We start from the raw sequence: 20,500 nt of genomic DNA, 5'->3' as shown, positions 1-20,500 counted from the left end.
ACTCACTCCTTATAGCATCATTTTTGCTTTCGTGAATACATGCTGTAATTCTTCCATTGATAAATTATCTTTTTCTAAAGACGCAAATAATTCTTTTAACTCCGTATAACGTTTTTGCTCCTCTAATGCAGCGATATCATATTCTAGCGGAACGTGCTTCACTGTTACATTCGCTTGTTCAAATAACTCTATGGCGTATGGATGATTTTTATAATCCTGCGCATAATAAACCGCTGTAATACCACTTTGAATAATTGCCTTACAACATTGTAAACAAGGGAAATGCGTAACGTAAATTTCTGCTTCCTCTGTTTTCGCACCAAACTTGGCACATTGTAATAAAGCATTCATTTCGGCATGAATTGTCCGAACACAATGATTATCGATTACGTAACAACCATCATCTATACAATGTACGCCACCTTTAATCGAACCATTATATCCACCAGCAATAATTCGTTTATCGCGAACGATTGTCGCTCCTACCGCAAGCCTTGTACATGTACTACGTAACGATAGTAGATGGCTTTGCGTCATAAAATATTGATCCCATGAAATTCGTTCCATATTTTTCACCTACTTTTTTGTCTACTTGTAGTGTAGCGAAAGAAGAAAAACTTCGTCAATCTTTTACGGAATAATAATTTGATCTTTTATCTTTTCAAGAGACTTCGCACCAATCCCATCAATCTCTAATAAATCTTCTATTTTCTGAAACGGACCATGCTCTTCTCGATATTTCAAAATACTTTCTGCCTTTCGAGAGCCAATCCCTGTAATTTTTTCCAATTGCTCTTTCGCTGCTGTATTTATTCGAATCTTGCCATCTTCCTTAGAAGAAGTAAACATCCCTTGTTCTGGCTCATTTTTACTCGGTATATAAAGAAGCATTTGATCTTGTACAATTTGTGTTAAATTCACTTTTTTCATATCTACTTCTGATAAAAAACCACCAGCCTTTTGAACCGCATCCTTTACGCGATCTCCTTCCTTCATTTCATATACCCCTTCTTTATTAACCGCTCCTTTCACATCAATTATAATTGTTCTTTTCTGTTCCTTTGTATCCGATATTTTCGGTTTACCCTTTTTTTCTATCTCCTTCTCTTGCACATTCATTGTAATAGGCGTTCGTTCTACACTCTGATTCGTTTTCCAAAAAACAAGAAAAAGTAAAGTTCCAATAATAGCTACTAAACCTAACCACTTTTTCGGAAAATCCCACATCATTTTACACCTCTAATCATAAATTTATAACATCATTCATATTGTTTAGGAGAAAGCTGTTACGAAGGAGGGATGAAACTTTGAACATAGGAATTATAGGGACAGGAAACATGGGGAATATACTAATCGATGCATTTTTAGAAACCCGTGCTGTCAAACCTTCGTGCCTTACAATCATTAATCGGACGCCTGCCAAAGCATATCACATAAAAGAAAAATACCCTTCTGTTCATATAGCAAAAACAATCCCGGAAGTAATCGAACAATCACAACTTATTTTTATTTGCGTTAAGCCGATAGATATATACCCTATCCTAAAAAAATACGCTGAACATTTTTCTGATGAAACGTGCTTAGTTTCTATTACAAGTCCAATATCTCCATCACAATTAGAGACTCTCGTACCGTGCCACGTCGCACGTATCATTCCAAGTATCACAAATCGCGCCCTCTCTGGCGCCTCACTATTTACATTTGGAAATAATTGCTCTGAAGAATGGCAACAAAAACTACTTCGTCTATTCAAAAATATTTCTACACCTCTTGTAATAGAAGAAGATATAACACGTGTTTCATCTGATATAGCAAGTTGCGGTCCTGCTTTCTTTAGTTATTTACTACAATGCTTCATTAACGCTGCTGTAGATAAAACAAATATTACACACGAAGAGGCTACTACTTTAGTAAGTGAAATGGTCGTGGGGATGGGGAAATTACTTGAAAAAGAAATCTTCACATTACCTACCTTACAAGAAAAGGTTTGCGTGAAAGGCGGCGTTACCGGGGAAGGCATTCGGGTTTTAGAAGAACACGTTGGAGATATGTTCCATAAGTTAATCGAGCGAACACATGAAAAATTTGATGAAGATTTAGAATGCGTTGATCAGCAATTCAATAAACACACATAATAAATACGTCATTTTCATTCCAAATCCTTTTTATAAATACTTACTTTTTTACAATACATTTTCACTTTAACTACTATTCCCACACTTTACGCATACGATCTTCAGATTATGCTAGAACTAAAAATACATCTTCTTTATAAAACAAAAGCAACCTTCTCGGTTGCTTTTGTTTTATTTGTTTTATCCGTTTTTCTTCGCCATGAAGAAAATACGCTCTGTTTGTTCTGTAACTTCAAGTCGCTCAAAATCACCTGTTACACGAAGAACTGTAAAACCTGCTTCTTCAAGCCATTTCGTTAACTCTTCCACTTGATATGCACGTTGCACGTGACATTCATCAAACCGATGGTACACATCTTCTTCCGGATCTTGAACAAAGAATGTCAAATCATGCTCTACACTATTTGATTCTTCACCAGGGAAGCAATTCCAAATAAGAGATATTTCTTCTCCATTCACTGTATACGTTTCATTTTGAAATACATGATGTATTTTATATAAAGAATGTACATCAAATAAAAACAAACCATCTTGACGCAAATGGTGAAACACTCTTCTAAATGTTTCTTGTACTCCATCTTCTTGCAATACATAATTTAATGAATCACAAAAGATAGTGACACAGTCAAACTCACCTGGAACATCAAGCTCTCGCATGTCTTGTTGGTAAAAAGGAATAAAGTATCCCTCTCCTCCTAGTTTTTGCTGAGCGACTGTTAACATTTCTTCTGAAAGATCGACACCTATTAAATCGTAACCCTTTTGCACAAGCGGAAGGGTTACATTACCCGTACCGCATGCTACATCAAGAATTTTTGCCTCTTTCATATCTGCCTGCTGCAGGCTTTCCTCTGTGAATTCTACCCATTTATCATAAGGGACATCATTCATCAGTTCGTCGTACAACAATGCAAATTGTTCGTATTTCATTGGCCTAGCTCTTCTGTTATATCTTCACGTGGCACATCGCCCCATAGACGCTCTAAATTATAGTGATTACGCTCATCTTTATGGAATACATGGGCAACTACATCTCCAAGATCAACTAATACCCAACGTGCTTCGTCAAAACCTTCCATACGTTGTACGTCGATTTGGAACTCATGTGCTTTTGATTTAATTTCACGTGCAATTGCTTGCACTTGTTTATCTGAATTACCGTGACAAATAATGAAATAATCTGCAATTGGTGAAATACCTTGCATATTTAGGACAACCATATCTTCTGCTCTTTTATCATCAGCTGCTTTTGCCGCTAACACTAATAAATCTTTATCGTTCATTTACTCATTTCCTCCTTGATAACTGCATTGTATGTTTGGAATGTTAATGGATAAATCGTCTGATTTTTTTCCATTAAAAATTGAATTGTTCTCTTTAAGGCAAATAATAAAGCTTGATTTATATCCGTATATGCGAGTTTACGAGCCTCTTCCACACCTGGAAACTTTCGCCCTGGCTCAATGTAATCAGCTACATAAATCACTTTATCTAACATCGTCATGTTCTCATGACCACTTGTATGATATGTAATAGCTTGCAATATTTCAGAATCCGTAATGCCTACCTCTTTTTCTACTAAGTATGCCCCAACAGGCGCATGCCACAACTCTTTATTATAGCAAAGTAAATCTTTCGGCAAATCTTCACGTTTAATAATCTCTTCCATCTCTGAAATTGCTCTACATTTCGCATAATCATGGAATATAGCTGCCATCTCTGCTTTTTTCTCGTCCACACCGTATAACTTAGCAAGCTCAATCGCTGTCTCCATTACACCAATTGTGTGTATATAACGTTTTTCATGCATTTGTTGTTTGACAATATGAAGTGCATTCTCACGATTCATACAACCCATTCCTCTCGATATATACCTGTACTTTTTCAGGAAGTAAATATTTACACGTTTTCTTCTCCTTATATCTCTCACGTAATAAGGATGAAGAAACTGCAAATTCCGGAATTTCCACTGTAGTAATCTTATATGGTGTATGCAATGTATACCCAGGTCTTGCAACTCCAACAAATGTTACAAGATTAAGTAAAGCTTCAATGTTATACCACTTCGGTAAATACTCAACCATATCCCCACCGATAATAAAGTGAAACTGCACATCCGGATACTTCTTCGTCAATTGTAACATAGTGTCATACGTATAAGATGGGCCCTTCCTGCTTAGCTCTTCTAAACAAATAGAAAAGTGTTCTTCTGCCTCAGTCGCAAGCTCTAACATATGTAAACGACTTTCTATACTTGTAATATTACGTCCTTGTTTATGTGGCGGAATCTGGTTTGGCAAGAACCATACTTCTTCCAATTCCAAAGCGTGATATACTTCATTTGCAATTAGCAAATGTCCATAGTGAGGCGGATCAAATGTACCGCCAATGATGCCAATTTTCCTCAAAAGAAACGCCCCTTCCTTTTACATACAGCAACTCTCCTTGGTTAGGAACGAAGAGAGTTGCTATTAATAAAAGTTCAATTGGTTTCGCTCTCTACATCATTACGCATCAGCGATAAAAAATAGCGCATGCTAATCTTTTTATCGAGGAAGCTTAATTTGTTTATTTTCTCTTGATTCTTTGTATAAAACGATTGTACTTCCAATTACTTGAACGATTTCAGCACGTGCACCTTTTGCAAGTTCTTCCGCAACCTCACGGCGATCAAATTCACAGTTTTGTAATACACTCACTTTAAATAGTTCACGAACTTCTAACGCTTCTCCAATTTGTTTTACCATATTTTCATTTACTCCGCCTTTTCCTACTTGAAAAATTGGTGTTAAATGATGTGCTTGTGCACGTAAAAATCTTTTTTGTTTTCCTGTTAACATATATGTTAGCCTCCAAGCTTTTCTATAACTAATTGTTTCATTCGATCAATATTTGGTACACGTCCTGTCCACATTTCAAATGCAAGTGCTCCTTGATAAACAAACATATCAATACCATTTTGAATGATTGCACCTTGCTCTTTTGCCTCACATAAAATTTTCGTTTCAAATGGATTATAAATTATATCTGATACAATCGTTCCTTTTTTTAACGAACACATTTGTAATGGCGTATGTTCGACGTGTGGATGCATACCTATCGTTGTCGTCTGAATGATAATATCATAATTTCCTTGTTCTTCTGTCGCTTTTTCTAACGACAAAGCAACAGAATTAACATCGGCCGTACGTGCAGCAATAAGTTCTTTCGCCTTATCTACTGTACGATTGGCTACATCAATCTCTTTTACACCTACATCAGCAAGAGAAAAATAAATAGCTCGGCTAGCACCACCTGCACCAAGTAACAAAATACGTTTCCCTTGAAGTGGTTCATTACTAATTGACTGCAGCGCTCGAACAAAACCAATTCCATCTGTGTTGTAGCCAATTAACCTTCCATTCTTATGAACCACTGTATTTACTGCACCGATTTTCCTTGCCAATGGATCAATCTCATCCAAATACTCCATGATAGCAACCTTGTGCGGAGTTGTTACATTAAATCCTGAAATACCTAATGCTTTTAAACCTCTTACTGCTTCCCCTAGCGCTTCCTCTTCAACAAGGAATGCATGATAATGGGCATCCATATTCAAGTGTTCAAATGCATCGTTATGCATAACGGGTGATAATGAATGTCCAATTGGATTTCCGATTACACCATATAATTGTTTCATAAATCCCTCTCCATATTAAATTAAAGATTTACGTAGTGAAACACTTACTCCTTTTGGTACGTGTGCAACAATTTTTGCGCCTGGTTCGTTCACAGTAACCCATCCTAATCCAGAGAATACAACATCCGTCTTTGGTTCACGAATATTAAATTCGTATTTCACTAACTCAGGCATATTTGCTAATTCTTCTGGTGTTGGCGGGCTTAGTAAATCTCCAGCATGATTTTTATATAATTCATCTGCTTTCTCAAGCTTTGTACGATGGATTGTTAAACGATTCGAGAAGTGACAAGTAAACGCACGACGACCACCACTTACATAATCAAAACGTGCCAATCCACTAAAGAATAACGTTTGTTCTTCATTTAATTGGAATACCATCGGCTTAATTTCTTTTGTTGGTGTAATAAGCTTTAAGCTTTGCTTCCCAACATAATGAGCCATTTGGTGGTGGTTAATAATACCTGGCGTATCATATAAAGAAGATTCTTCGTCTAATGGAATATCAATTAAATCCAGTGTTGTTCCTGGGAAATGAGATGTTGTAATTACATTTTCAGTCTCATCACTAAATTCTTTAATCATACGATTAATAAATGTCGATTTCCCTACATTCGTACATCCAACAACGTAAACATCTTTGCCGCCGCGATAATACTCAATAGCATCTGCTAGTTCAGCAATTCCTTGTCCCTTCGCTGCACTAATTAAAAAGACATCTTCTGGTTTTAATCCTAGCTGCTTTGCACTATAGCGCATCCAATGCTTTACTTTATCATGTTTTACTGACTTTGGAATTAAATCAGCTTTATTTCCAACAAGTAATACTTTATTATTTCCTACGAAACGATGTAAGCCAGGTAACCAGCTACCATTAAAATCAAAAATATCTACAATTTTGACTACTAATGCATCTGATTTTCCAATTCCATTTAAAATGCGTAGGAAGTCATCATCTGTTAACGATACATCTTGAATTTCATTGTAATGCTTCAAGCGAAAACAACGTTGACAAATGACTTGTTCTTTCTCTAAAGATGAGGTAGGAGCATACCCCACTTCGTTTTTATTTTCTGTTTGAATTTCTACACCGCAACCAATACATTTAATTGTTTCAGTCAAACTTTATTCCTCCCAGTTAATTAAACCTTTTTTCTTCATATTTTTCATGATTCTTCGTTCAATTTTTCGATTAAAGCGCGTCACTAATCCGTCCGTTTGTGCTACCGGTACAACTAAAATTGTATGAAGCCCTACTCGGTTTCCACCAAGCACATCAGTCAGTAACTGATCTCCAATTACTACAACTTCCTCTGCCTGCAGATGCATCTCTTGTATCGCACGCTTAAACGCTCGAACAAATGGTTTACGTGCACTATGAATAAATGGAATACCTAATGGGTCAGCAAAATCTTTTACACGTTGCTCATTATTATTTGAAACAACCGTTACTTGGATGCCTTGCTCTTTCATTTTTAAGAACCATTCTTCAAGTTGCGGGGTTGCATTTGGACGATCCCATTCAATTAAAGTGTTATCTAAATCAGTAATAACACCTTTAATCCCACGTTTTTTTAAATCTTCTGGTTGAACATGATATACATTTTTCACGTATTCATTTGGTAAAAATAGCTTCAATTTCTTTCACCTCTTTGAGGATTTTTCATAAAATTTTTCGACAACATTTTTCGATATATAACCTGTGGATAAAATTGTACACATTTTCCACATTAATCTTTCAGTTAATTTGGAATTTACTAACAAACTATACACACTTTATCCACCTAGGTATGTGGATAACCACTCGTTTGTGACTGTCATACTTTTTTGGTACATTAAATGCATCAACGAATCAATCCTTATATTATTAGGAGGTGACTCACCTTGAAAACAAAACATATGGAACAGTTATCCACTGAGTTACTCACTGAGTCTTATTATAAAGCAAAAGAACTAAAATTAAATCCCGACTTCATTTTACTTATAAAACAAGAAATCATTAGACGCTCATTAGAGGACAAGCTTGTCAAATCTTCTTGATTACATATAAAGTGAAAGTTTAATCAGCCCGTACCAATCAAACAGTTACAGGATACATTATTGAATGCCCTGTAAAAAGAGCCATCCTACGATGGCTCTCGAATAAACAAGTACTCCCATCTAGGGGATTTCATCATTAAGTATCTTTGCCCATAACTCTTACTTACGGTTATAAAAGCTTTTCTTTATTTATGAGCTAATCGAGTAGCTATTTTTTCACCAAGACGCAGCTCTTGTCCACTCTTTAATTCCTGCACTACTTCTATCATATCTTTTTCAAACAATAACACAACTGTTGAACCAAATGTAAAGTATGCCATTTCTTCACCTTTTTGAACAGTGTCTCTCTCATGCAAAAGCTCAATACTATTAACAAACATGGCCCCTACTTTTACAAGAGCCATATGTTCGCCATCACTGCTTACTTCTGTAACAGAACGATAATTTTTTGACAGCGGTTCTTTCCCGTATTCCATACCAGCTGCATTTACCGGATACGATTTTCTACCGAGTACAAATCTTTCAGTCACAGAACCAGAAAGCGGACTATGAATGCGATGATAGTGACTTGGACTCAAATAAATTACCATATATGTACCGCCTGCATATCGCGTTGCACGTTCTTCATTACCTAGCATATCCACAATTGAATAGCGCTTTCCTTTAATATCAAATGTTTTTGTATCCTCAATAGGACCATGATCTGCAAAAACACCATCAACAGGACTAACGATACTCGATGCATCTGTATCAATACTACGCTTTCCTTCTTTTAGCTTACGCGTAAATAATTCATGCAATGTTCTATATTCCTTCAAACCCTTTTCCATCTCATCTTGATTAATTTGAAAAACTTTCGCATACGATGGAATAATGATAGAGCTCAAACGAGATTGTGCAAATTTACGTAATATATAAGAAGTAAAGCGACCATTTGTAAGTTCTATCATAAGTCGATATAATGTACGTCGCAAATTGCGAAACCCCCTAATCAGTCTATAACTTTAGTTTTCCCTTATTTTCTTTCTATATCATACGTAAAATTGGTTCTTATTCCCACATATCATATAAAGCAGCCTTATTATACATACAGAAAACTAAGTATGGTATTATTCTTAAATTATTTAGCACCTTCTAATATTACAGATAGAATCCGTCATTTTCAACAGTGAACATGTATTTCTTCTTAGCATAACGCGTTTTCTTTTCTTATTTACAATAAGAAAAGCAGCCCATTTTAAAATATGGCTGCTTCTAATACACTTTACTCTTTCGCTTTTTTCTCTTTCTCTGCCCTTACAAACTCGTGGAACATTTTCATTAAAGCACGCTTTTCGATCCGTGATACGTAACTTCTAGAAATGCCAAGCGCCTTAGCGATTTCCCGCTGTGTTTTCTCCTTATCTAGCCCAAGTCCAAAACGTTTCACAATCACTTCTTTTTCTCTTTCGTCTAAAATATCGATATACTCTTTAATTTTTTCTAACTCCATACTAAGCTGAATCATATCAATTACATCTTCAGACTCTGATTTTAATATATCAATAAGCGATATTTCATTGCCCTCTTTATCTTGCCCGATCGGATCATGAAGTGAAACATCTTTTTTCGTTTTCTTTAGTACACGTAAATGCATCAAAATTTCATTTTCAATACAGCGTGCTGCATACGTCGCAAGCTTCGTTCCCTTTCCTGCAGAATAGCTCTCGATCGCTTTAATGAGTCCGATTGTACCAATTGAAATTAAATCTTCTGCATCTTCTCCTGTGTTCTCAAATTTTTTAACGATATGAGCTACAAGCCGTAAATTATGTTCAATTAAAAGATTTCTCGCTTGAGCATCACCTTGCTCCATTAACTCTAAGTACTTTCTCTCATCATCTGATGATAACGGCTGCGGAAACGCATTATTTTTCACATAAGAAACAAAGACAAACACTTCTCGAACCATATATCCAATTGCGGCGAATAGACTCAAACCTTTCACCTCCGCCAAAATAGTGGTCTTTATTATGTGTATGTGGGCTTGAGGTTGTTTGTGTCTGTACAGTTTATTTATAAAACTCAACACTTCCAACATTTAAAATATTTTATTGTTATATTATAATTATATAAAATTGTTATTTATATATGAATATGCTATTAAAGGGGAAACTATTCATGCTTACATTAGATCGATTATTAAATGTAACAATTTATTTAGGGGTATTTTTACTTTTCATTTCGTTCATTACTTTTGTTATTAAGAGAGGGCCTGATTTATTATTTTTTCAATTTGGAATTTCTTTGTTTTTTGGAGCTCAAATTATAATTGGAATGAAATTTTTTCATAATTATGGTTTCTCCTTTCACTCAAAACTAGAACTACTTATCTTTATTTTCTATGTAATTGGATTTATTACATGTATACTACTGTTCTTTAACTTTCAAAATCCGTATCGAATTTTTTTATTAATTTGTAGTTTTTTATTTTTAACTGGATCCAATTATTACTTTAAAGAAACATTAAATTTTAGTAAAAAAACTCCAAAGCAACATAAAACTTTTTTAAGTACACAAGAAGACTCTTTTCCAAAAGAAGTCCGTAAATTTTCAGAGGATTACAATAACATAATAAGGAATGATTTTTATGAAATACCGATGATTCCTACTGAATTACAGATTACAAGCAAAAAACATTCTTCCCATAGTACATCTTTCTTAGTTGAACTTTATAATAGCGAGAATGAAATTACTGATGACTCTGTACAATTAACTCCATCAGACCGTTTTTATATACTGTTAAATACACAAAAAACAAAAATATCAAAAATAGTATATGAAGGGCAAAATTTTTTCACATTAACAGTCACACTAAAGGCTCTTAATTTACAGCAAGAACCAGAAATTCATAATATGTTTTTAGAAATAGATAAACGTAGAGCGATGAATCTTCTTAATTTTGAAATTAAAGCCCATACTAAAGAATGGAAAGTAACATTTAAAAGTGATAATTCTTCTTCCAATCTTCCTATCACATTTAATTTTGAAAAACGAACAGACAAATTATAAAAATAAAAAGAGTTATTTTCTTTGAAAAATAACTCTTTTTATTTTACTTACTCCAAATCTTTCTCCCAGTTTGGGCATCAATATAACGAATTTCCCGACTACAATCAAAAGGTTCTTTATGTTTTTCATCTGTCGTTTGTTTGTACAGTAGTTTGTATTTCGTTTCCTCTGCATCATGATCCACAAACCATTCTAATTTAACTCGGATAGCCTCTCTGTATATTTCTAACGCTTTTTCTTTTGTTACTTTTGGTGTTGTTTCATATGTAAGTAATTCTTTTATAAAGTTGCCAGACTCTCCAGAGTAGTGCATCACAGCACCATTTTCTGCATTGATGTTGATCATAATATATTTCCGCTCTACATGAATGTCATTTACATAGATTGAAAAGGAAAACCTCTCTATCCCCTCTTCCTCCTCATAATTATCCCAAAGTTGAACATACTTTGTCGCATCTGGGATAATATGCTCTAAAAATTGAAGTGCCTTGCTTAAACATTGCTCTCTCGATAAGATTGTTTTCCTTTTTTTCTCATCCTTCCACATAAAAAAAGAAAGCAATTGATTTGTTTCTTTATCTAGAGTAATTACAACGAATTCATCATGTTTCAACATTGGAAAATGTTTTTTATAAAACTCATCCATTGAATATGAATCCTTCTCTTCTATTTCTTTTTGTAATTCTTCTTTTAATACAAATTTTATCCGGACTTCATCCTCATCTACTTTTTCATCTATTTTGACAAACTTCTCCTTGTCCCAATCAAATAAATCAAACACATCTTTTTTTTGACTACTCTTTAGCGGTTTATCAACAAGTACTGTAGAAGGTAATTTATAGTGTTCTGGCCCATATAAATCTTTACCTGTACTTGCATCAATAAACGCATGACTAGGCTCTGGTTCATATACAAGATGGTACCCTTTTACTTCTTCCCCGTTTTCATACTCACATGAAGAGTATGTTAAATCTACAAATACAAGTCTCATATCTTGTCTAGCTTTCAAATTTTCTAAAACGATATTCTCCCCAACAATTTCACTTGGCCATAACGGTTTTTTCTCTATGGCTTTTTGTCCATTGTAATGAAAATGCACAACATTACCTGAAGGGTGCACTCGCACAACACACCCAGTATTCGGCAATGGATAGCTATTCACTTCTTGCATATAATTTACTTCTTTCCAACCGCGCCTGTCGTCCTTAACCGTTACATATGTATAGAATTCATATCCTTCTTTTGTATATTTTTTTAAGAATGTATTTGCAACCTCTCTTGCTTTATTCTCCTCTATCGCTCCCTTATCACTCGAAAAAGAATCTCCATCATCTATCCTAAATTCAATTAAATTACCAGTATGTCTATTTAATGTAATTTGTATCTGTTTCTCCTCATCATCTTTATGTCCCCACCATAATAGATGATACGGGTCATCAACCCCTTCTTGATCATCTACAACAAGCCTATATTCATCTGGAATTTCAATAATATGAGCTACGTGCTCTTTTCTTTCTTTATCTTTTTGATTCACCATGCCCTCTCCTTCGTTACAATTTAAGGTAATTATAACAAAGAAAACCAAAACTTATTAACAAAAAAAAAGACTAGAGATATCTCTAGTCTTCTACTTCGTCTCACGGTGTAACGTTACTCGCTTTAATCGTGGACAATATTTTTTTAGTTCGATACGTTCTGGATTGTTTCGTTTATTTTTTTTAGAAATATAATTACGATCACCGCACTCCGTACAAGCTAATGTAATATTTACACGCATAGGTAATTCTCCTTTCTTTCAAAGATCGCAAACTAAAACGTAATGATTACGATTTATATATTATAAAACTTCATTCTATTTGTCAATTGCAAAAACAAGAAGATTCCATTTAGAATCCCCTTGTTTTTATAGTTAAATAAATTTTATTAAAACGATTCGTATGTAACAAACTCACTAATTGGCTTTCGATATCCTCTTGGACGAACTTTAGTCGTATCACTTTTCCCTATCGTAATCATTAAAACAGGTATTACATGCTCTGGCATATTTAATTCACTTTGTACTGCTTTTTCATCGAAACCAATCATTGGACATGTATCATAGCCATAATATTTAGCTGCGTACATAAAAGTCATCGCGCTTAACGAAGCATTTCTAATCGCTTCATCCTCCATGAAACGCTCTCCTTTTCCTTCATATAAACCTTTCGTTTGCCTAATTGTATCTTCATATTCGCATTCATCAATCATTTTTAAAACTTTCATACCGAAGTAAATATTTTCAACATTTTGGTATGCTCTTTTATCACCACAAACGAGCACTACCGCTGATGCACTCGATACTTTATATTGACCGAACGCTAATTCTTTTAATCTTTCTTTTCGCTCTTGATCACGAATTACAACATAATGTGTGTGCTGCAAATTATAGCAAGATGGAGAAAGCTTAGTTAACTCAAATATTTTTTTAAAATCCTCATCAGGGATTTCTATACCTTGTATAAATTTCATTGCAGAACGTCTAGCAATTGCTAATTCTTCAAAGTTCACCATATATCCTCCTTAATAACTATAAATCTAAATATACATTAATTTATACAAATAGATAAATCAAATGAAAACACTTTAAATCCGAATAATAATTATGATTAACAGTAAAAAAGACAAAAAGCTGAAACAATTAGTTCATACGAAATTCACACGAATCTATTACTATAGAAATTGTACATAGTGAACTTATTAACAATCACGTTTATTTATATAGAATCTTACTCGAAAGGAGTTGAAAGTATGAAAACTAAATATCGCTTTATGATCTCATCATTTGCCGCTTGTGCTTATATGATTTGGTATTTAGTATAATAACAACCTCACTTGTAAATAGGAAAAGGTGTGTATATAAATGGAATATAATCAATCAACAGTTAACTACTGGAAAGCTTTTGTATTACCATATACATTTGCTTTAGAAGAGTTAAAAACTAAATTTGAAATTATGAACCGGGAAGCTCAATTTTTAGAGGATTACAACCCGTTTGAACATATAAAAACAAGACTAAAACAACCTGAAAGTATTATTAAAAAGCTTGAACGTAAAAATTTATTACCGACAGTTGAAAATGCCCAAACGCATTTACAAGATATTATTGGTATTCGTATTACATGTTGCTTCGTAGAAGATATTTATCATTTAAAAGAAGTCATTCAAAAGCGTGAAGATATGGAAATCATAGAGGTAAAAGATTATATCGCTAATCCAAAGGGAAACGGTTATAAAAGTTTACACATGATTATTAAATATCCTTTATCACTGAATTCTGGTACAAAAGATGTATTTGCAGAAATTCAGTTACGTACACTGGCAATGGACTTTTGGGCAAGTTTAGAACACAAACTTTATTATAAATATGAAGGGAAAATACCGGAGTATTTAAAAGATGAACTACATGATGCAGCAATGAAAGCTGAAGATCTTGATAATAAAATGGCCACAATTCGTCAAGATATTGATGATATTGAGGCATGCTCAAATCAAATTATGCTACCACTATAAAAAAAGGTTCTCGCCAATGAGAACCTTTTTTGTACCATTTTTTAGAAGTGCGACTCCCACACTTATTAAAGTTTCACGTTATTTTTTCTCTATCGTGCGAACCTCTTCAATCTTCCATTTCTCATCTTCTTTTCCAAGAGCGTACTGTACTTTCTTTTGAAGAGTGACACTATCGTCTACTTCCTTTTCTTTCGTTTCAACAATAACATACCCTACTTTACTAGCTTTCATATCTATATGTTCCAATTCAATCTTCTTATTTCCCTTTTGAAATGCGGCTTCTTTTTGTGTTTTTAAGTCTTCAGCACTAGGCATCTTCTTTGAAAATAACTCCATATGTTCTGCAAGATTTTTTTCATTCGTCGTTCGCACAAATGTAGTAATAACATCTTGAATAGATTTCTCTTCTTCTTTTGTTATTTGTACCTTTTCCTCAGTTTTTTTAGTAGTAAATTTTTGTTCTACGTTATTCTCTTCTTGTTGACATCCAACTAGTAATACTACAAATACTAGAAGGAATCTTAATTTCCTAAATATTTTTTCCATATTCCCAACTCCTAAAAAGAAAAGTGAGGCATTTCGCCTCACTTTCGCTCTTAATTAACGTCTTCCTTTATTCGGATCGCCACCGCCAACAATATCAAAGACACGTTTCGCTATATTTGTATTCTCTTGAACGCCTGAGAATAAGTATTTACCTGGACCAAATGCATACACGTTCACATCTTCCCCTGTATGTCCACCAGTTGTCCAGCCTGTAACCGAGCGCTTATTGAAAATATCTTCAATTGCATTATCAATCTTTGTTACATCTTTTGACGGAGCTATATCATTTACAGCTTGAATTTCTTCTGGAGTTAATTGTAAATCAATATACTTTTTCAATGTTTCTTCTACATTTGCACCTTTTGCAATCTCATTTGCCATAAAGTCTGGTGTGCGTTTTGCAGCTTTAATTGGATCTACTTTAAAGTTATACTCGCCATTGGCCCCTAAAGATAATCCACCTGTTGCGTGGTCTGCCGTTGCAACAACTAACGTATTTTTATCTTTTTTCGCAAACTCAATCGCTGCTTTGAAAGCTTTTTCGAAGTCTTCCATTTCACTCATTGCACCAACGATATCATTATCATGTCCAGCCCAGTCGATTTGACTTCCTTCCACCATTAAGAAGAAACCATTTTTATTTTTGTTCAAACGCTCAATTGCTGCATTAGTCATTTCTTCTAATGAAGGTGTTTTATCATTACGGTCAATCATTTTATCTAATCCACCTGGTGCAAATAAACCAAGAATTTGATCATTTTTATCATTTAACAATTGATCTCGATCCGTTACATAGCTATAACCAGATTTCTTAAACTCTTCTGTAAGATTACGATCTTTTCTAACAAAGTTCTTTACGCCGCCGCCAAGCATAACATCTACTTTATGCTTCCCTTTAATTTTCTCATCAAAATAATCATTTGCAATTGCGTCCATATTTTTACGGCTAATGTCATGCGCACCGAAAGCAGCTGGTGTTGCATGTGTAATTTCAGAAGTTGCAACAAGTCCCGTTGATTTCCCTTTTTCTTTCGCTTGCTCAAGAACCGTTTTCACTTCCGCTTTATCATTATCAACTGCAATTGCAGCATTATATGTTTTAATCCCTGCTGACATAGCTGTTGCTGCTGATGCAGAGTCTGTAATATTTTCATGCTCATCTTCTGGGTATGTTTTTTGTGTTCCTACAAGATGCTTATCAAATTCTGTAGATTCCATTTCAAAGGTTTTTGGATTATCTTTCATATAACGGTGAGCCGTCATATATGAAGGGCCCATACCATCCCCAATTAATACGATAACATTTTTAATCTTTGCATTGCTTCCGTTCTCATCTGCATTAACCTCACTAGAACGAGTAAAATTCCATGTTGCTACCGAAGTAACTGCTAATGATGCCACAACTGCAAATGGCCATGCTTTTTTCACAAACTTTTTCACTGTCTTGTCCCCCTAATTAGGTTATTCATTTCCCACTATCAAATTTAATGGAAGACTATTAAGAGAAAATTAGCTGTGTGTAAATTTTTTGTTAACTTATGTAAATATCAGTTATAATTTGTATAACTTTGTCTCTTCGTATCAGCCATCCTGCTCTTTACAATTTAAATATAAACAGGTTGGATTTCATTTAACGTAAATCTCTTTTTTTTACATTTTGACTCTATTTTTATGAAATTAAATAGAAATGCGGTGAGCCTTTATGAAAATAGTAAAGCTAAATGAGTCTTTTATTTTTGAATTACTTAATCTTTGCAAATCTGTTGGATGGTTACACGATGAAATTTTTATGAAAAAGCAATTCGAAATGTATCTTTCTATCGGCACACTTGTAGGTTATATTTATGAAAACAAACTCATTGCGACTGGAGGAGTATTTCCTTTTACAAGTAACTTCACTTCCATTGGTATGTTAATCGTTCACCCTAATTTTCAAGGACGAGGAATAGGGCGCATGTTGCTAAATCATTGCTTGGAACAAATTCATCCAAAACAACCAATTGCACTTATTGCGACAAAAGCTGGCGAACCTCTATACACATCATGTGGATTTCAAACAGCAACAACAATTCATCGTTTTGAAAAGCAAACTACTAAGACGTATCCTTCTCACTTACAACAAGTACGAGAAGAAGACCTTATATCTCTTACTTCTCTTGATCAAATTGCAACTGGTGTGAATCGTTCTCTACTTTACTCTTTGCTATTACCAAGGGCCATACACGCTTTTAAAATTGAAAGAAATAACCGTATAGAAGCTTTTTCATTATGCATACAAAAGGGCAATATATTATGTATCCATCCACTTATCGCCAAGCAAGAAGAAGATGCTATTCAATTATTAAAAAAGATATGTGAATGTTGGAATGGTATAGTACGAATTGATGTCCCACATTCACAATTTATATTTCGTAAATTTCTTCAAACAGAAAATTTCCAAGAAACGCTCCTTTCACCTCTTATGATAAAAAATGGTAGCCAACTTCCTGGAAATCGTAATATGCTATTTGCTATGATAGATACAGCGTTATGTTAGAAAGGAGACACCTAATTGAAGCGATTTAGCTATTTTATGGTAGGTTGTCTTACTCTTACACTATTAGTAGGATGTAGTGCAGCAGAAAAGCCAGTAGAACAAGTAAAGCAAGTGAAAAATACAATTACAGCTAAACTAGCTACCGAGGAAAAAATGGTAGAAATAGATGGTCAAACCATTTACTTTAAAAAGATTGGTAATGAAAAACCACCTTTACTTATGATTCATGGCTTTGGAGGGTCATCAGATGGTTTTCAAAAGATTTACTCCGATTTAGCAAAAGATCATACAATTATTTCTGTAGATGCTTTAGGATTCGGGCGCTCATCTAAGCCAATGGATTTTTATTATTCTTTTCCAACTCATGCAAATTTGTATTATAAATTAATGAAAAAACTAGGGTATGATTCATTCGCAATACTGGGGCATTCCATGGGGGGAGAAATTTCTCTAAATTTAACATATTTATATCCTGAAGCAGTTACTCACCTTATTTTAACTGATGCTACAGGTGGTCCTCATACATTCGTTACTAAACAAGGCTCACCAAAACCACAATTGCCGACTGATTTAAATGCCGTTTCTTCTATTACTGATTATGATGAGAGCAAAGTGAAATTCAAACGTAACGATGAAGAGCATTATAACAAAATGAAACTATGGCCTAGACGTCTTAAAATTAATGCGAATGAAATGAAACAGCCGACTTTAATTATATGGGGCAGAAATGATAGTAGCGTTTCTTGGAAAGAAGGAGAAACGTATCATCAATTCTTAAAAAATAGCACTTTACATATTATTGAAAAAGGTTATCATGCACCATTTCGCCAAGAACCACAAGAATTTGTCGGGTATGTACAAGACTTCTTTAAGAACAATCCGATCAAAGTTGAAAAATAACATAAACGGGTATCTCATTTTGAGATACCCGTTTTCATATATTAAGCAGCTTGCTTTTGGCGTTTTTGAGTTTTTGATCCTAATACTTTCGGGATAACAAAGCCATCCATTCCAAATTTCCCAGCGTTCATACCGGCAACAAGAACAAACATAGATAAGATAACCATCTCAGGGTTCACACCAATTGACCCACTAAACATATAGGAAAAGTTCATTACAAGACCAAAAAAGACCGCTGTTTTTGTTAAACAGCCTACAATTAAACCAATTCCGACTAAAATTTCTCCCCATGTTACAAGCGTATTAAACAAATCTACATTTGGAATTGCAAATTCTTGTAAGAATGATGCCCACCAAGATTGAACAGCCGGTTGTGCACCTTTAGATTTTTCAATTGCGCCTTGCAAATAACCTGTTGCATCGAATCCTTTTCCTTGTAGTTTACCGATTCCAGCCATTAACCATGTGTAACCAAGATATACTCGAATTACTGCTAATACAAAAGAAACTGCTTTGTTTTCTCTTAAAAATTGAATAACCATATCTTCCTCCTAAAGTTGTAATTAATTTAGTTACAGTTAATATAATAACATTAGTTACTTATTTTTCAAATGTTAATTATGAATAATTCATGACATGTGTATGAAACATTAAAAACTAACGTTTATATAGTAACTTTTATTACCTGTAAAAACTTGAACATATCATAACACAGGTGATAATCATTTTCATTGAAAAAAATGTAAAAAAATTGTGAGTTAAATGTGAAACACGTTTATTCGAATATAGAATAAACGTGTTTCATACTAATTATAGAATCGAAATGTATGTGTCTCCTCATCAATTAAACTCGCTTCTTGAAACGCTTCTTCTAACGTTTTCCCATGGTTAATAACCCCATAAAATAAGCGTATAGTAAACATAAGTGCTGCATTTCCATCTACATAATCAATCGATCCAATATATGATTTTGCATCACTATGTAAAAAAGATTTTGCAAGTTTTTGCTCCCCTAATGTGCACCCGCTATTTACAATATGTGTATTATGCAATTTTGCATATTTATAAATTTCTGCTTTACCAAAATACCCTCTCGGTTCATCTTGTTCATATACTTCTTCGCCTAACTCTTCCATGACAAACTTCCCTTCTTCACCATGAAAGCAAAAAATAATATAATTAATATCGTTAAATAAGTTCTTTCCAGAAAGAACTTCCACAAAATCTTTCGGTCTACCAATCCAATATGTCACAACTCTTGCACCAAAATACTCAAGAGATGCTCGTATTGATTGCGCCTCTAAATCCGAATTAAAACCAACTACTAATGCAATATTCAACAAACAACCTCCATCCTATAATCAGCCCTTATCAATCAGACTTTTATGGGATAAATCCATTTCATATATACCTGTTTCTTTCAAAAAATCTGATCTAGTTAAAACGACTTTCTGTAAATATTGCCTATATGCTGTAATTGTTCCATCGTGAGATACAATGCAAATTCTTTCCGCACCCAGTTCATAACACCAAAGAAGAAATTCATCTACTATTTGCTGAAAACTATTCTCTGAAATAGTGTTTATACCTTCCTTCCATAACTGATTATTTGAGCTTTTCTCTATCGAAAAATGCGGAAATAACTTTGTTATCATTTCCTGATCTACTATATAATCGCACGGTAATGTTTTCGCTCCTTCTCGATAAGGAAAAATACGCGGAGATACATATGGATGGACTATTTTTTGACAAGCTACTTTCGCACTCCATATTGTCGCCGTTTGTAAAGTTCTAAGTGTAGGACTAACAATTAATATATCCGTTTCTTGTAATGATACATCACGTTGAAGTAATTTAGCTTGAGCCTTTCCTACTCTCGTCAATGGTGGGTCAAACACTTGTAAACTTTCTGTTAAATCCGTTGTATGTTCACCTTCACCATGCCGAACAAAAACGATTTTCATATTCAGTCTCCTCTTACTATAAAATCCTCACACATATTTCTTCCCTATTGCATTCTTTATTCCTGCTGTATAAAAACCGATATGTAAAAAATATTTGAC

Annotated in this window: 26 protein-coding genes; 6 read left to right on the top strand and 20 right to left on the bottom strand. The window is 34.1% G+C overall.

The features are described 5' to 3' along the window. Window positions 1-9 precede the first annotated feature (9 nt). Both MRP26_RS05200 and MRP26_RS05195 read right to left on the bottom strand, forming a co-directional pair. Window positions 10-567, bottom strand: coding sequence for a ComE operon protein 2 (locus MRP26_RS05200; protein ID WP_000439773.1), 558 nt, complete (start codon window positions 565-567; stop codon window positions 10-12). Between the two features lie 63 nt (window positions 568-630). Further along, window positions 631-1,230 (bottom strand): helix-hairpin-helix domain-containing protein, encoded by a 600-nt coding sequence (locus MRP26_RS05195; RefSeq protein WP_242806026.1) that lies wholly within the window; start codon window positions 1,228-1,230, stop codon window positions 631-633. Between the two features lie 77 nt (window positions 1,231-1,307). Here MRP26_RS05195 and comER point away from each other — a divergent pair, with 77 nt between their 5' ends. Beyond that, window positions 1,308-2,135, top strand: a complete 828-nt coding sequence (gene comER, locus MRP26_RS05190; protein ID WP_053563635.1) for a late competence protein ComER — start codon at window positions 1,308-1,310, stop codon at window positions 2,133-2,135. Window positions 2,136-2,315: 180 nt separating this feature from the next. Here comER and MRP26_RS05185 read toward each other — a convergent pair whose 3' ends face one another. The 8 genes from MRP26_RS05185 to MRP26_RS05150 all read right to left on the bottom strand — a co-directional run bounded on the left by MRP26_RS05185 (window position 2,316) and on the right by MRP26_RS05150 (window position 7,452). Continuing rightward, window positions 2,316-3,065, bottom strand: coding sequence for a class I SAM-dependent methyltransferase (locus MRP26_RS05185; RefSeq protein WP_000873069.1), 750 nt, complete (start codon window positions 3,063-3,065; stop codon window positions 2,316-2,318). Next, complete coding sequence (gene rsfS, locus MRP26_RS05180) at window positions 3,062-3,418, bottom strand: ribosome silencing factor (protein ID WP_000998173.1); 357 nt, start codon at window positions 3,416-3,418, stop codon at window positions 3,062-3,064. Before rsfS ends, MRP26_RS05185 begins: the two co-directional genes overlap by 4 nt. Further along, entirely contained in the window at window positions 3,415-3,984 is a 570-nt protein-coding gene (gene yqeK / locus MRP26_RS05175; protein ID WP_001078478.1) for a bis(5'-nucleosyl)-tetraphosphatase (symmetrical) YqeK, read from the bottom strand. The genes rsfS and yqeK overlap by 4 nt, the downstream gene beginning before the upstream one ends. After that, on the bottom strand, window positions 3,974-4,543 hold the full coding sequence (gene nadD, locus MRP26_RS05170; protein WP_001226037.1) for a nicotinate-nucleotide adenylyltransferase: 570 nt from the start codon (window positions 4,541-4,543) through the stop codon (window positions 3,974-3,976). The genes yqeK and nadD overlap by 11 nt, the downstream gene beginning before the upstream one ends. A 138-nt stretch (window positions 4,544-4,681) precedes the next feature. After that, window positions 4,682-4,975, bottom strand: coding sequence for a ribosome assembly RNA-binding protein YhbY (gene yhbY, locus MRP26_RS05165; protein ID WP_000955227.1), 294 nt, complete (start codon window positions 4,973-4,975; stop codon window positions 4,682-4,684). 5 nt (window positions 4,976-4,980) lie between these two features. Next, complete coding sequence (aroE, locus tag MRP26_RS05160; protein ID WP_000812072.1) at window positions 4,981-5,814, bottom strand: shikimate dehydrogenase; 834 nt, start codon at window positions 5,812-5,814, stop codon at window positions 4,981-4,983. A gap of 15 nt (window positions 5,815-5,829) precedes the next feature. Next, the gene (gene yqeH, locus MRP26_RS05155) at window positions 5,830-6,936 is read right to left on the bottom strand and encodes a ribosome biogenesis GTPase YqeH (RefSeq protein WP_000140807.1); all 1,107 of its coding nucleotides are present in this window, start codon (window positions 6,934-6,936) and stop codon (window positions 5,830-5,832) included. A gap of 3 nt (window positions 6,937-6,939) precedes the next feature. Further along, entirely contained in the window at window positions 6,940-7,452 is a 513-nt protein-coding gene (locus MRP26_RS05150; protein WP_000765307.1) for a YqeG family HAD IIIA-type phosphatase, read from the bottom strand. Between the two features lie 246 nt (window positions 7,453-7,698). Between MRP26_RS05150 and sda the strand changes: the two genes are divergently transcribed. Beyond that, a complete protein-coding gene (sda, locus tag MRP26_RS05145; protein WP_000850094.1) occupies window positions 7,699-7,854 on the top strand; it encodes a sporulation histidine kinase inhibitor Sda in 156 nt (51 codons plus the stop codon). A 185-nt stretch (window positions 7,855-8,039) separates the two neighbouring features. Here the strand turns inward: sda and MRP26_RS05140 are convergent, their stop codons facing one another. Together MRP26_RS05140 and sigK are read right to left on the bottom strand one after the other, a co-directional pair. Further along, window positions 8,040-8,828: a phosphatidylserine decarboxylase gene (locus tag MRP26_RS05140; protein WP_001255000.1), complete on the bottom strand. Its 789-nt coding sequence runs from the start codon at window positions 8,826-8,828 to the stop codon at window positions 8,040-8,042. A gap of 290 nt (window positions 8,829-9,118) precedes the next feature. Continuing rightward, window positions 9,119-9,832, bottom strand: coding sequence for an RNA polymerase sporulation sigma factor SigK (gene sigK / locus MRP26_RS05135; protein ID WP_000051382.1), 714 nt, complete (start codon window positions 9,830-9,832; stop codon window positions 9,119-9,121). 152 nt (window positions 9,833-9,984) lie between these two features. On the opposite strand from sigK, the gene MRP26_RS05130 reads away from it, so the two are divergent. Continuing rightward, entirely contained in the window at window positions 9,985-10,905 is a 921-nt protein-coding gene (locus MRP26_RS05130) for a hypothetical protein (RefSeq protein ID WP_003271732.1), read from the top strand. 43 nt (window positions 10,906-10,948) lie between these two features. Here the strand turns inward: MRP26_RS05130 and MRP26_RS05125 are convergent, their stop codons facing one another. The 3 genes from MRP26_RS05125 to MRP26_RS05115 all read right to left on the bottom strand — a co-directional run bounded on the left by MRP26_RS05125 (window position 10,949) and on the right by MRP26_RS05115 (window position 13,455). Then, window positions 10,949-12,442 (bottom strand): YcdB/YcdC domain-containing protein, encoded by a 1,494-nt coding sequence (locus MRP26_RS05125; protein WP_242806025.1) that lies wholly within the window; start codon window positions 12,440-12,442, stop codon window positions 10,949-10,951. A 90-nt stretch (window positions 12,443-12,532) separates the two neighbouring features. After that, complete coding sequence (gene rpmG / locus MRP26_RS05120; RefSeq protein ID WP_001265617.1) at window positions 12,533-12,682, bottom strand: 50S ribosomal protein L33; 150 nt, start codon at window positions 12,680-12,682, stop codon at window positions 12,533-12,535. Between the two features lie 146 nt (window positions 12,683-12,828). After that, complete coding sequence (locus tag MRP26_RS05115) at window positions 12,829-13,455, bottom strand: nitroreductase family protein (protein WP_000245980.1); 627 nt, start codon at window positions 13,453-13,455, stop codon at window positions 12,829-12,831. Window positions 13,456-13,804: 349 nt separating this feature from the next. Here MRP26_RS05115 and MRP26_RS05110 point away from each other — a divergent pair, with 349 nt between their 5' ends. Further along, window positions 13,805-14,455 (top strand): GTP pyrophosphokinase, encoded by a 651-nt coding sequence (locus tag MRP26_RS05110; protein ID WP_000456213.1) that lies wholly within the window; start codon window positions 13,805-13,807, stop codon window positions 14,453-14,455. A 78-nt stretch (window positions 14,456-14,533) separates the two neighbouring features. Here the strand turns inward: MRP26_RS05110 and MRP26_RS05105 are convergent, their stop codons facing one another. Together MRP26_RS05105 and MRP26_RS05100 are read right to left on the bottom strand one after the other, a co-directional pair. Beyond that, window positions 14,534-15,001 carry a hypothetical protein gene (locus tag MRP26_RS05105; protein ID WP_053563631.1) on the bottom strand — a complete coding sequence of 156 codons (468 nt, stop codon included), beginning with the start codon at window positions 14,999-15,001 and terminating at the stop codon, window positions 14,534-14,536. Window positions 15,002-15,055: 54 nt separating this feature from the next. Continuing rightward, window positions 15,056-16,441 (bottom strand): alkaline phosphatase, encoded by a 1,386-nt coding sequence (locus tag MRP26_RS05100; RefSeq protein WP_000714908.1) that lies wholly within the window; start codon window positions 16,439-16,441, stop codon window positions 15,056-15,058. 262 nt (window positions 16,442-16,703) lie between these two features. On the opposite strand from MRP26_RS05100, the gene MRP26_RS05095 reads away from it, so the two are divergent. Together MRP26_RS05095 and MRP26_RS05090 are read left to right on the top strand one after the other, a co-directional pair. Beyond that, window positions 16,704-17,537: a GNAT family N-acetyltransferase gene (locus MRP26_RS05095; RefSeq protein WP_197242760.1), complete on the top strand. Its 834-nt coding sequence runs from the start codon at window positions 16,704-16,706 to the stop codon at window positions 17,535-17,537. Window positions 17,538-17,552: 15 nt separating this feature from the next. After that, window positions 17,553-18,437: an alpha/beta fold hydrolase gene (locus MRP26_RS05090; protein WP_000819813.1), complete on the top strand. Its 885-nt coding sequence runs from the start codon at window positions 17,553-17,555 to the stop codon at window positions 18,435-18,437. Window positions 18,438-18,478: 41 nt separating this feature from the next. Here MRP26_RS05090 and MRP26_RS05085 read toward each other — a convergent pair whose 3' ends face one another. The 3 genes from MRP26_RS05085 to MRP26_RS05075 form a co-directional block, all read right to left on the bottom strand. Beyond that, on the bottom strand, window positions 18,479-18,979 hold the full coding sequence (locus MRP26_RS05085) for a DoxX family protein (protein WP_000236608.1): 501 nt from the start codon (window positions 18,977-18,979) through the stop codon (window positions 18,479-18,481). A 264-nt stretch (window positions 18,980-19,243) separates the two neighbouring features. After that, a complete protein-coding gene (locus MRP26_RS05080) occupies window positions 19,244-19,780 on the bottom strand; it encodes a delta-aminolevulinic acid dehydratase (protein ID WP_197242762.1) in 537 nt (178 codons plus the stop codon). Between the two features lie 18 nt (window positions 19,781-19,798). After that, window positions 19,799-20,401, bottom strand: coding sequence for a phosphoglycerate mutase family protein (locus MRP26_RS05075; protein ID WP_053563628.1), 603 nt, complete (start codon window positions 20,399-20,401; stop codon window positions 19,799-19,801). Window positions 20,402-20,500: the final 99 nt, after the last annotated feature.

It is taken from the genome of Bacillus sp. CCB-MMP212, assembly GCF_022748145.1.
GTDB classification, from domain to species: domain Bacteria; phylum Bacillota; class Bacilli; order Bacillales; family Bacillaceae_G; genus Bacillus_A; species Bacillus_A cereus.
The sequence above is the reverse complement of the archived record's forward strand: the minus strand, read 5'-3'. Positions and strand labels throughout refer to the sequence as shown.